This is a genomic window from Citrobacter sp. RHBSTW-00986, assembly GCF_013783065.1.
Classification (GTDB): domain Bacteria; phylum Pseudomonadota; class Gammaproteobacteria; order Enterobacterales; family Enterobacteriaceae; genus Citrobacter; species Citrobacter braakii.
This window is the reverse complement of record NZ_CP056200.1, coordinates 3941493-3954881: the sequence shown is the minus strand read 5'-3', so window position 1 is coordinate 3954881 and position 13389 is coordinate 3941493. Positions and strand designations below refer to the sequence as shown.

Genomic DNA, 13389 nt, shown 5'->3' with positions numbered 1-13389 from the left:
GCGGGCTAACAAATAATAAGGCGGGAGAAGCTCCCGCCTGTAGTAAACGTGGTAAAAATGACCGGAATTAACCTGCCATTTGTTTTTCGCGGATTTCTGCCAGCGTTTTACAGTCGATGCACAGATCGGCTGTCGGACGCGCTTCCAGACGGCGAATACCAATTTCTACGCCGCATGATTCGCAGTAGCCGAAATCTTCGTCTTCTACTTTCTTCAGCGTCTTCTCGATCTTTTTGATCAGTTTGCGCTCACGATCACGGTTACGCAGCTCAAGGCTGAATTCTTCTTCCTGTGCGGCGCGGTCCACCGGATCAGGGAAGTTAGCCGCTTCGTCTTGCATATGAGATACGGTGCGATCAACTTCATCCCTAAGTTGATTACGCCATGCCTCAAGAATACGCCTGAAGTGCGACAGCTGGGCTTCGTTCATATACTCTTCGCCCGGTTTCTCCTGGTACGGCTCCACCCCAGCGATGGCGAGAATACTCAGGGACGATGTTTTACGGTTTTGCCCTTCTTGCATGTTGCTTCTCCTTAACACGCACTATCGATCCCCATGTTCGGGGGAAAAATCAGGTCGCTATAAATAGCAGATGCTTTTCCGGATAGCAATTATCTAAACGTAACACTTGACAACCCTGTGAGGAAAAGCGTATTTGCCCACGCGCCCAGAATACTAATTAACCGAATATTTACACCATTACAAGGTAATGGGCAACGGCTCTTTAAGAGTCATACCATGGGCAGAAAGTTCCGCTTTATAAACCAGAATTTCTACCCCCTTAAGCTGTGCTTCAACTAATAATTGCGCATATTTTGCATCGATATGGCGCGCGGGTGAAAACCGTGTAATGGCTGAATGCAACACCGCGAAAAATATCACCGCGCGCTTGCCTTCGGCCGCTACGCTCATCAATTCCCGAAGATGTTTCTGACCTCGTTCAGTGATGGCATCGGGAAAATAACCCTGATCTTTTTCCGCCAACGTGACTGATTTCACTTCAATATAGCAGTCAGGTCGGGAATCCGCCTGTAACAAAAAGTCGATGCGGCTCCCTTCGGCGCCGTATTTTACTTCACTTTTCAAGGTGCTGTAGTCTGAAACTTCCGAAATTAACGAACGCTGAATAGCCTCTTTCGTTAATCTATTGGCCCACAGCGTGTTAACACAAATAAGTGTACCGGATTGGGTTTGCGTTAATTCCCAGGTATGTGGATATTTTCGTTTGGTATTTTCTGATGTCGAATACCAGACAGTATCTCCCGGCGTTGCGCAGCCGGTCATGGCTCCCGTATTGGGGCAGTGTAGCGTTAACGTTGTGCCATCCGGTGTGATCACATCCGCTAAAAAACGCTTATAGCGCTGAATGAGCGTTGCAGGTTGTAAAGGTGGAGAAAATTGCATGAACAGTTCCTTTGATTATTCAGTCAGCGTCCAGCGTTGCAACTGCGTGTAACGCGTGCGTCCTCGCATGAATGAGGAGGAATAAAGCCCAAACTCCGTTACCGGAAACGACCAGCCAAACCCTGGCGGAGGGATAGATACCGCGTGACCGGCGTCACGCAGCAGCGTGATATGCGGGTGAAACGGCTGCGGGCTCTGGTGGCACCCACTGCGTGCGGCTTGTGCCCGCAACATGTTCGCCAACTGCAGCAGCCCGCGCGGCGGCTGACGCATTCCCAACCACACGACTCGCGAGCGCAGCCATTGCCCGGCATCGTCGAGTTTGAGCGTAAAACCCGGCTGGCGAATACGCCCTGCAAGCTGCGTTAACGCATGCTGCTTCTCAGCGCTGACGTCGCCCAAAAAGGCGAGCGTCAGATGCAGATTATCGGCGGCGACGGGACGACCCGCTTCAGGGGGGAACTGCGCGGCCCGCCAGTGGATTAACTGCTCCCGAACCTCGCCAGGCAATTCAATCGCAAAGAACAGCCTTTTTGGCTCAGACATGATGGATACTCGGTTATGAATTAACGCGATGCTACAATGCAGCGCGAAGAATGTTAACCCTCTGGAGTCATTTGTGACGTCGTTGCCCGTTGCCGCCGTAGTGCCTGAACTAATTACCGCCCTTGATGCCTCGTCGCAGGTTTTGCTGACGGCGCCGACCGGTGCCGGGAAATCAACCTGGCTGCCGTTGCGACTCCTTGAACATCGCGGTATCAAGGGACGGATTATTTTGCTGGAGCCGCGGCGTCTGGCAGCACGCAATGTGGCGCAGCGGTTGGCGGAATTGCTGAATGAAAAGCCTGGCGAGACCGTGGGGTATCGCATGCGTGCGCAAAGCTGCGTAGGGCCGCTGACCCGTCTTGAGGTGGTGACGGAGGGGGTTCTGACACGCATGATCCAGCGCGACCCCGAATTGACGGGCGTTGGGCTGGTCATCCTCGACGAATTTCACGAGCGGAGTTTGCAGGCCGACCTGGCGCTGGCGCTGTTGCTGGATGTGCAGCAAGGGCTGCGTGACGATCTGAAACTGTTGATCATGTCTGCCACTTTGGACAACGGGCGTTTGCAGCAGATGTTGCCCGATGCGCCGACGATCGTTTCTGAAGGCCGCGCATTTCCCGTTGAGCGACGATATCAGCCGTTGGCGGCGCATCTGCGTTTTGCTGAAGCGGTAGCGGTAGCGACGGCAGAACTCCTGCGCCATGAAAGCGGGTCGCTGCTGCTGTTTTTACCGGGTGTAGGGGAAATCCAGCGCGTGCAGGAGCAACTGGCAACGCGTGTGGGCAGCGATGTGTTGTTGTGCCCACTGTACGGCGCGCTGACGCTTGCCGAGCAGCGTCAGGCGATTTTGCCCGCGCCGCAAGGCAAGCGCAAAGTGGTGCTGGCGACCAATATTGCCGAAACCAGCTTAACGATCGAAGGCATCCGGCTGGTGGTGGACAGCGCCCAGGAGCGCGTGGCGCGCTATGACGCGCGTACCGGTTTAACGCGACTGATTACCCAACGCATAAGCCAGGCCTCGATGACCCAGCGAGCGGGGCGCGCGGGCCGTCTGGAACCCGGTATCTGCCTACATTTGCTTGCCAAAGAGCAGGCGGAAAGAGCGGCGGCGCAGGGAGAACCGGAGATTTTACAGAGCGACCTGTCCGGACTGCTGATGGAGTTGCTGCAATGGGGATGCACCGACCCTGAGCAACTGAACTGGCTGGATACCCCGCCCGCCATCAACCTGCAGGCGGCAAAGCGGCTGCTGCAGATGCTGGGGGCGCTTGAGGGTGACAGGCTCAGCGCCAGGGGGCAGAAAATGGCGACGTTGGGTAACGACCCCCGTTTAGCGGCTATGCTGGTTAGCGCCAACAATGACAATGAAGCGGCAACGGCGGCAAAACTGGCTGCGATTCTGGAAGAGCCGCCGCGCGGTGGCAGTACCGATCTGGCTGTAGCGTTTTCACGAAATCAGCCCGCCTGGCAGCAGCGCAGCCAACAATTGCTGAAACGGCTTAACGTTCGCAGCGGACAGCCGGACAGCGCGCTGCTCCCCTCATTACTGGCGCAGGCGTTTGCCGATCGGATCGCGCGTCGGCGCGGGCAGGAAGGGCGCTATCAACTGGCGAATGGCATGGGGGCAATGCTGGATGCCGATGACGCCTCCGGACGCCATGAATGGCTGATTGCGCCGCTGTTACTGCAGGGCAGCGCTTCGCCGGATGCGCGTATTCTGCTGGCTCTGCCGCTGGATATCGAGGTGCTGATACAGGCATGCCCTGAACTGCTACAACAATCTGACACCATCGAATGGGATGAAACTCACGGAACGTTAAAAGCATTGCGTCGGTCGCGCATTGGCCAGCTAACGGTAAAAGTACAGGCGCTGGCCAAACCTTCGGAAGAGGAGTTGCATCTGGCGATGTTGAACGGCATTCGCGATAAAGGGCTAAGTGTGCTCAACTGGACGCCGGAAGCCGAGCAGTTTCGCCTGCGTCTGCAATGTGCGGCAAACTGGTTGCCAGAGTATAACTGGCCCGCGGTAGATGAGGATTCTCTGCTGGCGACGCTGGAGAGCTGGCTGCTGCCGCACATGAGCGGTGTGCACTCGTTACGTGCGTTAAAAGCGCTAAATGTGGGTCAGGCGTTGCGCGGTTTGCTGGATTGGTCAATGCTGCAACGTCTGGATAGTGAACTGCCAGCGCATTACACTGTGCCGACGGGAAGCCGGATTGCCATTCGCTATCATGAGGATAACCCTCCGGTATTGGCGGTTCGGATGCAGGAAATGTTTGGTGAAGCGAAGACCCCAACCATCGCCGATGGGCGCGTGCCGCTGGTGCTGGAACTGCTGTCTCCGGCCCAACGACCGCTGCAGGTAACGAGTGATTTGAGCGCGTTCTGGCAGGGATCGTACCGTGAGGTGCAAAAAGAGATGAAAGGGCGCTATCCCAAACATGTCTGGCCGGACGATCCGGCGAATACCGCGCCAACGCGGCGAACAAAGAAGTATTCGTAATGAAACTGTAGGCCGGATAAAGCGAAGCCGTCATCCGGTATAAACACGGCAGTAAATTGAGAGATTTCTTCTTCTGTTAACTGACGGAAGAACAGAGAATCGGGCCCTTGCGCCTGAATGTTGCGGAGAAAAAGCATGGCGGGGAATGACCGCGAGCCAATTGGACGTAAAGGGAAACCCTCGCGTCCGGTGAAACAAAAGGTGAGCCGTCGTCAACTCAGAGATGAAGAGTATGACGACGATTATGATGATGATGACTATGAGGATGAAGAACCGATGCCGCGTAAGGGTAAAGGCAAAGGGCGTAAGCCTCGTGGTAAACGCGGCTGGTTCTGGCTGCTGGTAAAACTGTCGATTGTTTTTTTGGTGCTGATCGCCATTTACGGCGTTTATCTGGACCAAAAAATCCGCAGCCGTATAGATGGTAAAGTCTGGCAGCTTCCTGCGGCAGTATATGGCCGTATGGTTAACCTTGAGCCAGAAATGCCGATCGGCAAGAACGAGATGGTGAAACTGCTGGAGGCTACGCAGTATCGTCAGGTGACGAAGATGACGCGCCCTGGCGAATTCACCGTGCAGGCGAAAAGCATCGAGATGATCCGTCGTCCGTTTGATTTTCCGGACAGTAAAGAAGGGCAGGTGCGCGCGCGTCTGACCTTTGATGGCGACCATCTGGATACTATCGAGAATATGGATAACAACCGCCAGTTCGGTTTCTTCCGTCTCGATCCGCGGCTGATTACCATGCTCTCTTCGCCTAACGGTGAGCAGCGCCTGTTTGTCCCGCGCAGTGGATTCCCGGATCTGCTGGTGGACACGCTGCTGGCGACCGAAGATCGTCACTTCTATGAGCATGACGGTATCAGCCTCTATTCCATTGGCCGTGCGGTGCTGGCGAACCTGACGGCGGGGCGCACGGTACAAGGGGCCAGTACGCTGACCCAGCAACTGGTGAAAAACCTGTTCCTGTCCAGCGAACGTTCCTATTGGCGTAAGGCCAACGAAGCCTATATGGCGCTGATCATGGATGCGCGTTACAGCAAAGACCGCATTCTTGAGCTGTACATGAACGAAGTCTATCTCGGTCAAAGCGGTGACAATGAGATCCGCGGCTTCCCGCTGGCGAGCCTCTACTACTTTGGCCGTCCGGTGGAAGAGCTGAGCCTCGACCAGCAGGCGCTGCTGGTAGGGATGGTTAAAGGAGCGTCAATCTATAACCCGTGGCGTAACCCGAAGCTGGCACTGGAGCGTCGTAACCTGGTGCTGCGTTTACTACAACAGCAGCAGATTATCGACCAGGATCTGTATGACATGCTGAGCGCGCGTCCGTTAGGCGTACAGCCGCGTGGTGGGGTGATCTCACCGCAGCCCGCCTTTATGCAGATGGTGCGCCAGGAGCTACAGGCAAAGCTGGGCGATAAAGTTAAAGACCTCTCCGGCGTGAAGATTTTCACCACCTTTGATTCCGTGGCGCAGGACGCTGCAGAAAAAGCGGCGGTGGAAGGTATTCCGGTGCTGAAGAAACAACGTAAGCTGAGCGATCTTGAGACCGCGATTGTGGTGGTCGACCGCTTTAGCGGCGAAGTGCGTGCCATGGTCGGTGGGGCAGAACCGCAGTTCGCTGGTTATAACCGTGCGATGCAGGCGCGTCGTTCGATTGGTTCTTTGGCTAAACCAGCGACCTATCTGACTGCGCTCAGCCAGCCGAAACTGTACCGTCTGAATACCTGGATTGCTGATGCCCCGATTGCGCTGCGCCAGCCTAACGGCCAGGTGTGGTCGCCGCAGAACGATGACCGTCGCTATAGCGAAAGCGGAAAAGTGATGCTGGTGGATGCGTTAACGCGCTCAATGAACGTGCCAACGGTAAATCTGGGGATGGCGCTGGGCCTGCCTGCCGTCACCGATACCTGGCTGAAGCTGGGCGCGCCGAAAGATCAGCTTAATCCGGTTCCAGCCATGCTGCTGGGGGCGTTGAACCTGACGCCGATCGAAGTGGCGCAGGCGTTCCAGACTATCGCCAGCGGCGGGAACCGCGCGCCGCTGTCGGCGCTGCGTTCGGTGATTGCCGAAGATGGGACGGTGCTGTATCAGAGCTTCCCGCAGGCCGAGCGTGCCGTTCCGGCGCAGGCGGCGTATATGACGCTGTGGACCATGCAACAGGTGGTTCAGCGTGGTACGGGCCGCCAGCTTGGCGCGAAATATCCTGGGCTTCATCTGGCAGGGAAAACCGGGACCACTAACAACAACGTGGATACCTGGTTTGCCGGGATCGACGGCAGCCAGGTAACCATCACCTGGGTGGGTCGTGATAACAACCAGCCAACCAAGCTGTACGGTGCCAGCGGTGCGATGTCGATTTATCAGCGTTATCTGGCTAACCAGACGCCAACACCGCTGGTGCTGACGCCGCCGGAAGATGTGGTGGATATGGGCGTGGACTACGACGGTAACTTCGTTTGTAGCGGGGGGATGCGTACGCTTCCGGTATGGACTACCGATCCTGATTCGCTGTGTCAGCAGGGTGAAATGATGCAACAGCCGACCGGGAATCCGTTCGATCAGTCAACGCCGCAGCAGCAGCCTCAACAGCAGCAGCAACAACCGGCGCAGCAGGAGAAGAAAGATAGCGACGGCGTCGCTGGCTGGATAAAGGATATGTTCGGCAGTAACTGATATTGCTCAAAACCCGCTTCGGCGGGTTTTTCTTCTTTGGTCCATTCTCAGGGCCGAATAACATTCCAGCCTAATTTATTAACCCTTTCTTTTCATCTGGTTATTTCTTAACCCCTCAGTTTTAGTAGGGACGCGTATTGCTTGCTATCTCGCCAGAGTTTCGAATATTATGCTGTCGTTATAATAATAATTCTCGTTTACGTTATCATTCACTTTCATCAGAGAAATACCAATGGCGCGTCTTAAAACTGCTCAGCCAAGTTCATCGCTGCGTAAAATCGCAGTAGTGGTAGCCACAGCGGTTAGCGGCATGTCTGTCTATGCACAGGCGGCGGTTGACCCGAAAGAAGAAACCATCACCGTAACTGCTGCTCCTGCCGCACAAGAAAGCGCATGGGGGCCAGCGGCAACCATCGCCGCACGACAGTCTGCTACGGCGACCAAAACCGACACCCCGATTCAAAAAGTTCCTCAGTCTATTTCAGTGGTCACCGCCGAAGAGATGGCGTTGCATCAGCCGAAATCAGTTAAAGAGGCGCTCAGCTACACGCCTGGCGTAGCCGTAGGTACCCGCGGCGCGTCTAACACCTATGACTACCTGATTATTCGCGGATTTGCCGCCGACGGCCAAAGTCAGAATAACTATCTGAATGGCCTGAAGATGCAGGGTAACTTCTACAACGATGCGGTAATCGACCCGTATATGCTGGAACGCGCTGAAGTGATGCGCGGTCCGGTTTCCGTTCTTTACGGAAAGAGTAACCCTGGCGGCTTGTTGAACATGGTCAGCAAACGCCCGACCACAGAGCCATTAAAAGAAATTCAGTTCAAGATGGGCACTGACAGCCTGTTCCAGACCGGTTTTGACTTCAGCGATGCGCTGGATGACGATGGTGTGTACTCATACCGCCTGACCGGCCTGGCGCGTTCCGCGAATGCGCAGCAGCAGGGCGCGGAAGAACAACGCTACGCCATCGCGCCATCTTTCACATGGCGTCCGGATGATAAAACGAACTTCACCTTCCTCTCCTACTTCCAGAACGAGCCGGAAACTGGCTATTACGGCTGGTTGCCGAAAGAGGGGACGGTGACTGAGCTGCCGAACGGCAAGCGTCTGCCTACCGATTTCAACGAAGGTGCGAACAACAATACCTACTCTCGTAACGAGAAGATGGTGGGCTACAGCTTCGACCACGAATTTAACGACACCTTTACCGTGCGTCAGAACCTGCGTTACGCGCAAAACAAGGTTTCGCAGAACAGCGTGTATGGCTACGGTATGTGCTCTGATCCGCTCTATACAAAGGATCCGGCTAACAGTCCTTGCGCCAGCGTTCCTCAGTCCGAGTGGGCTCACACGCTGACTCGTCAGTATGTTGACGATAATGAAAAATTGCAGAACTTCGCTGTTGATACCCAGTTGCAGAGCAAATTCGCTACCGGTTCCGTGGATCACACATTGCTGACCGGCGTTGACTATATGCGGATGCGTAACGATATCAACTCCTGGTTTGGTTGGGCTGGTTCGGTAGCGCCTTCAGATATTTATAACCTTGATCGCAGCGACTTTGATTTTGGGGCACATACTGGACCGGGTGCTCCCTACCGTGTTCTGAATAAACAGGAACAAACGGGCCTGTACGCTCAGGATCAGATGCAGTGGGATAAGGTGCTGGTCACTCTGGGTGGTCGTTACGACTGGGCTAAGCAGGACTCACTGAACCGTGTTTCTGGCGTGCTGGATTCCCGTGATGACAGACAGTTCACCTGGCGTGGCGGTGTTAACTACCTGTTCGACAACGGTGTGACTCCGTATTTCAGCTACAGCGAATCGTTTGAACCTAGTTCTCAGGTCGGGGAAAGCGGTAATATCTTTACTCCATCTAAAGGTAAGCAGTACGAAGCGGGCGTGAAGTATGTGCCGAGCGATCGTCCGATCGTGATCACCGGTGCTGTTTACCAGTTGACCAAAACCAACAACCTGATGGCCGACCCGAACGGATCATTCTGGTCAGTTGAAGGCGGTGAAATTCGCTCACGTGGTGTGGAAATTGAAGCGAAAGCGGCGCTGTCAGCCAGCGTTAACGTGGTCGGTTCTTATACCTATACCGATGCGGAATACACCACTGACACCAACTACAAAGGTAACACGCCTGCTCAGGTGCCAAAACATATGGCATCACTGTGGGGGGATTACACCCTTTATGACGGCGCGCTTTCCGGGCTGACGTTGGGTACGGGTGTTCGTTATACTGGCTCCAGCTATGGCGATCCAGCAAACTCCTTCAAAGTAGGGAGCTATACGCTGGTGGATGCGTTAGTACGTTACGATCTGGCGCGCGTCGGCATGGCGGGTTCCAACGTGGCGCTGCATGTGAACAACCTGTTTGACCGTGAGTACGTCGCCAGCTGCTTCAATACCTATGGCTGCTTCTGGGGCGCAGAACGTCAGGTCGTTGCAACCGCAACCTTCCGTTTCTAATTTCTTTTTGGGCACGCTTTGCGTGCCCGTTTTACAAGTTGGCTGCTATGCAGGAAAACAGATCCCATCCCGACACCACTTTCGCGTTGCGTAATGTCTCCTTTCGTGTGCCTGGCCGCACGCTTTTGCATCCTCTCTCATTAACTTTTCCGGTGGGGAAAGTAACCGGCCTTATCGGCCACAACGGGTCCGGAAAATCGACGTTATTGAAAATGCTGGGACGTCATCAGCCGCCGTCGGAAGGTGAAATCCTGCTCGACGAACAGCCGCTGGAGAACTGGAGCAGTAAAGCGTTTGCCCGCAAGGTCGCCTATCTGCCGCAGCAGTTGCCTCAGGCCGAAGGGATGACGGTGCGTGAACTGGTGGCGATTGGCCGCTATCCGTGGCACGGGGCGCTGGGACGTTTTGGCGTTGCCGACAGAGAGAAAGTAGAAGAAGCTATTTCGTTGGTCGGCTTAAAACCGCTGGCGCACCGCCTGGTGGATAGCCTGTCCGGCGGAGAACGCCAGCGTGCGTGGATTGCCATGCTGGTGGCACAGGACAGCCGCTGTCTGCTGCTTGATGAGCCGACTTCCGCGCTGGATATCGCTCATCAGGTTGACGTGCTGGCGCTGGTGCATCGCTTAAGCCAGCAGCGTGGGCTAACGGTGATTGCGGTGCTGCATGATATCAACATGGCGGCCCGCTACTGCGATTACTTAGTTGCGCTGCGCGGTGGTGAAATGATTGCGCAAGGAACGTCTGCTGAACTGATGCGCAGTGAAACTCTGGAACAGATTTACGGTATCCCGATGGGCATTTTGCCGCATCCGGCCGGTGCCGCACCCGTGAGTTTTGTCTATTAATGATTGAATTACATCATATTACCCGTCGGCGTCTGCTTACGGCGATGGCGCTCTCGCCGCTGCTGTGGCGGATGAATACGGCGTCCGCCGCGGCGATTGATCCGCAGCGTATTGTGGCGCTGGAATGGCTGCCGGTAGAGCTGTTGCTGGCGCTGGGTATTACGCCGTATGGCATTGCGGATATCCCTAACTACAAGCTGTGGGTCAGTGAGCCACCTCTACCGGACTCGGTGATTGATGTCGGGCTACGCACGGAACCCAATCTCGAACTGCTGACCGAAATGAAACCCTCGTTTCTGCTCTGGTCGGCAGGCTATGGTCCTTCCCCGGAAAAGCTGGCGCGTATTGCACCTGGTCGGGGATTTAACTTCAGCGACGGTAAAAAACCTCTGGTCGTTGCGCGACAATCGCTGCAGGAAATGGCGCAATTGTTCAATCTGCAGGACTCTGCTGAACGCCATCTGACTGAGTATGATCGTTTTATTGCCAGCCTGAAGCCGCGCTTCATTCAACGTGGTGCGCGCCCTGTGCTTCTCACCTCTCTGCTTGATTCGCGGCATATGCTGGTGTTTGGCCCAAACAGCCTGTTTCAGGACGTGCTGGATGAATATGGGATCCCCAACGCCTGGCAGGGAGAGACAAACTTTTGGGGCAGCACTGCCGTGAGTATTGACCGTCTGGCTGCTTTTCAGGATGTCGATGTATTGTGCTTTGATCACGGCAACGATAAAGAGATGGCTGCACTGATGTCTACGCCGTTGTGGCAGGCGATGCCCTTTGTTCGCAGCGGACGTTTTCAGCGCGTGCCGGCCGTCTGGTTCTATGGCGCAACGCTATCGGCCATGCATTTTGCCCGCATTCTGGATAATGCGCTGGGAGGCAAAGCGTGAGTAAACGTATCGCGCTGTTCCCCATTCTCCTGCTGGCGGTTCTGTTTGTTGCTGCCTGCTGGCTCACATGGGTTAACTTCTCCGTTGCGCTACCGCGCAACCAGTGGCAACAGGCTATCTGGTCACCGGATATCGATGCCATTAAACAGATGGTTTTCCACTACAGCCTGCTGCCGAGGCTGGCGATTTCGCTGTTGGTCGGTGCCGGGCTGGGACTGGTCGGCGTATTGTTTCAGCAGGTGCTGCGTAACCCACTGGCGGAGCCAACCACGCTAGGCGTTGCGACCGGTGCGCAGTTGGGCATTACCGTCACGACGCTGTGGGCTATTCCCGGTGCGCTCACCACGCAATTTGCTGCGCTGGCAGGTGCTTGTGTCGTTGGGGCGCTGGTGTTTGGCGTCGCCTGGGGCAAACGTCTTTCTCCGGTGACGTTAATCCTTGCCGGACTGGTGGTCAGCCTGTACTGCGGGGCGATTAACCAGTTGATGGTTATCTTCCATCACGATCAACTGCAAAGCATGTTTTTATGGAGCAGCGGCACGCTAACCCAAACCGACTGGAGCGGCGTACAGCGACTGTGGCCACAGCTGCTGGGCGGCGTGATGCTGACTCTGCTGCTGTTGCGTCCAATGACGCTGATGGGACTGGATGACGGCGTGGCGCGTAACCTCGGTCTGGCGTTGTCGCTGGCGCGCCTGGCGGCCTTATCGCTGGCGATTGTCATCAGCGCCTTGCTGGTTAACGCGGTTGGGATTATCGGCTTTATTGGCCTGTTTGCACCGCTGCTGGCGAAAATGCTCGGCGCGCGGCGTCTGTTGGCGCGTCTGATGCTGGCCCCGCTGATTGGTGCGTTGATCCTCTGGCTCTCTGACCAAATCATTCTGTGGCTGACCCGCGTATGGATGGAGGTTTCCACCGGTTCGGTGACGGCGCTGATTGGCGCGCCATTGCTGCTGTGGTTGTTGCCGCGCCTTAGAAGTATGAGCGCACCGGATATGAATGCCAGCAACCGTATCGCCGCGGAGCGTCAGAATGTACTGATGTTTGCGCTGGCGGGCGGGGTGGTTTTGCTGCTGGCTCTGGTGGTGGCGCTGTCGTTTGGCCGCGATGCGCACGGCTGGACATGGGCCAGCGGCGCGATGCTGGATGAACTGATGCCCTGGCGCTGGCCACGTATTCTGGCGGCGTTGATTGCCGGGGTGATGCTGGCGGTAGCGGGCTGTATTATTCAGCGTCTGACCGGAAACCCAATGGCTAGCCCGGAAGTTCTGGGCATTAGCTCCGGCGCGGCATTTGGCGTGGTGTTAATGCTGTTTCTGGTCCCCGGAAATGCCTTTGGCTGGCTGCTGCCCGCAGGGAGCCTCGGGGCTGCGGTCACCTTGCTTATCATTATGATTGCCGCCGGGCGCGGTGGTTTTTCGCCGCACCGTATGCTGCTGGCAGGGATGGCGCTCAGTACGGCGTTTACTATGTTGTTGATGATGCTGCAGGCCAGCGGCGATCCGCGTATGGCGGGCGTGCTGACCTGGATCTCCGGCTCAACCTATAACGCGACGGGCGAACAGGTACTGCGCACCGGGATTGTGATGGTTATCCTGCTGGCGCTGACACCGCTGTGCCGTCGTTGGCTGACGATTTTACCGCTCGGCGGCGATACGGCGCGTGCGGTGGGTATGGCGATCACGCCGTCACGCGTGGGGTTACTGCTGTTGGCTGCGGGACTGACGGCGACAGCAACCATGACCATTGGACCGTTGAGTTTTGTCGGGCTGATGGCTCCGCATATTTCCCGAATGATGGGTTTTCGTCGCGCGATGCCGCATATGCTGATTTCAGCGCTGGCGGGAGGTGTGCTGCTGGTCTTTGCTGACTGGTGCGGCAGGATGGTGCTGTTTCCGTATCAGATCCCGGCAGGATTACTGTCGACGTTTATTGGCGCGCCGTACTTTATCTATCTGCTACGTAAGCAGAGTCGCTGAGGTTTATCCCTTCTATCTAGGTTGCGTCGCCATTCGGCAATAAAAAAGCCGGGTGGCGGCTTC

At 56.0% G+C, this 13389-nt stretch carries 9 protein-coding genes; 6 read left to right on the top strand and 3 right to left on the bottom strand.

Translation table 11 applies throughout. The features are described from left to right. Positions 1–67 precede the first annotated feature (67 nt). The 3 genes from dksA to thpR all read right to left on the bottom strand — a co-directional run bounded on the left by dksA (position 68) and on the right by thpR (position 1951). Positions 68–523 (bottom strand): RNA polymerase-binding protein DksA, encoded by a 456-nt coding sequence (dksA, locus tag HV345_RS19210; protein WP_003018625.1) that lies wholly within the window; start codon positions 521–523, stop codon positions 68–70. Positions 524–700: 177 nt separating this feature from the next. After that, positions 701–1405 carry a DNA/RNA nuclease SfsA gene (gene sfsA / locus HV345_RS19205; protein WP_181635935.1) on the bottom strand — a complete coding sequence of 235 codons (705 nt, stop codon included), beginning with the start codon at positions 1403–1405 and terminating at the stop codon, positions 701–703. 15 nt (positions 1406–1420) lie between these two features. After that, on the bottom strand, positions 1421–1951 hold the full coding sequence (gene thpR, locus HV345_RS19200) for an RNA 2',3'-cyclic phosphodiesterase (RefSeq protein WP_016155716.1): 531 nt from the start codon (positions 1949–1951) through the stop codon (positions 1421–1423). Between the two features lie 73 nt (positions 1952–2024). Here thpR and hrpB point away from each other — a divergent pair, with 73 nt between their 5' ends. The 6 genes from hrpB (at position 2025) to fhuB (ending at position 13326) form a co-directional block, all read left to right on the top strand. Further along, positions 2025–4454: an ATP-dependent helicase HrpB gene (hrpB, locus tag HV345_RS19195; RefSeq protein ID WP_181635934.1), complete on the top strand. Its 2430-nt coding sequence runs from the start codon at positions 2025–2027 to the stop codon at positions 4452–4454. Positions 4455–4589: 135 nt separating this feature from the next. Beyond that, complete coding sequence (gene mrcB / locus HV345_RS19190; protein ID WP_016151745.1) at positions 4590–7130, top strand: bifunctional glycosyl transferase/transpeptidase; 2541 nt, start codon at positions 4590–4592, stop codon at positions 7128–7130. A gap of 232 nt (positions 7131–7362) precedes the next feature. Then, the gene (gene fhuA / locus HV345_RS19185) at positions 7363–9612 is read left to right on the top strand and encodes a ferrichrome porin FhuA (RefSeq protein ID WP_049269202.1); all 2250 of its coding nucleotides are present in this window, start codon (positions 7363–7365) and stop codon (positions 9610–9612) included. A 47-nt stretch (positions 9613–9659) separates the two neighbouring features. Further along, the gene (gene fhuC / locus HV345_RS19180; protein ID WP_101700737.1) at positions 9660–10457 is read left to right on the top strand and encodes a Fe3+-hydroxamate ABC transporter ATP-binding protein FhuC; all 798 of its coding nucleotides are present in this window, start codon (positions 9660–9662) and stop codon (positions 10455–10457) included. Continuing rightward, positions 10457–11347 (top strand): Fe(3+)-hydroxamate ABC transporter substrate-binding protein FhuD, encoded by an 891-nt coding sequence (gene fhuD / locus HV345_RS19175; RefSeq protein ID WP_049042714.1) that lies wholly within the window; start codon positions 10457–10459, stop codon positions 11345–11347. Before fhuC ends, fhuD begins: the two co-directional genes overlap by 1 nt. Then, the gene (fhuB, locus tag HV345_RS19170; protein ID WP_181635933.1) at positions 11344–13326 is read left to right on the top strand and encodes a Fe(3+)-hydroxamate ABC transporter permease FhuB; all 1983 of its coding nucleotides are present in this window, start codon (positions 11344–11346) and stop codon (positions 13324–13326) included. Before fhuD ends, fhuB begins: the two co-directional genes overlap by 4 nt. The last annotated feature ends 63 nt before the right edge of the window (positions 13327–13389 follow it).

Coding starts and splice junctions, on each gene's coding strand:
- sfsA (WP_181635935.1), bottom strand. CDS start 1,405: ATGCAATTTTCTCCACCTTTACAACCTGCAACGCTCATTCAGCGCTAT.
- mrcB (WP_016151745.1), top strand. CDS start 4,590: ATGGCGGGGAATGACCGCGAGCCAATTGGACGTAAAGGGAAACCCTCG.
- fhuC (WP_101700737.1), top strand. CDS start 9,660: ATGCAGGAAAACAGATCCCATCCCGACACCACTTTCGCGTTGCGTAAT.
- dksA (WP_003018625.1), bottom strand. CDS start 523: ATGCAAGAAGGGCAAAACCGTAAAACATCGTCCCTGAGTATTCTCGCC.
- thpR (WP_016155716.1), bottom strand. CDS start 1,951: ATGTCTGAGCCAAAAAGGCTGTTCTTTGCGATTGAATTGCCTGGCGAG.
- fhuA (WP_049269202.1), top strand. CDS start 7,363: ATGGCGCGTCTTAAAACTGCTCAGCCAAGTTCATCGCTGCGTAAAATC.
- fhuD (WP_049042714.1), top strand. CDS start 10,457: ATGATTGAATTACATCATATTACCCGTCGGCGTCTGCTTACGGCGATG.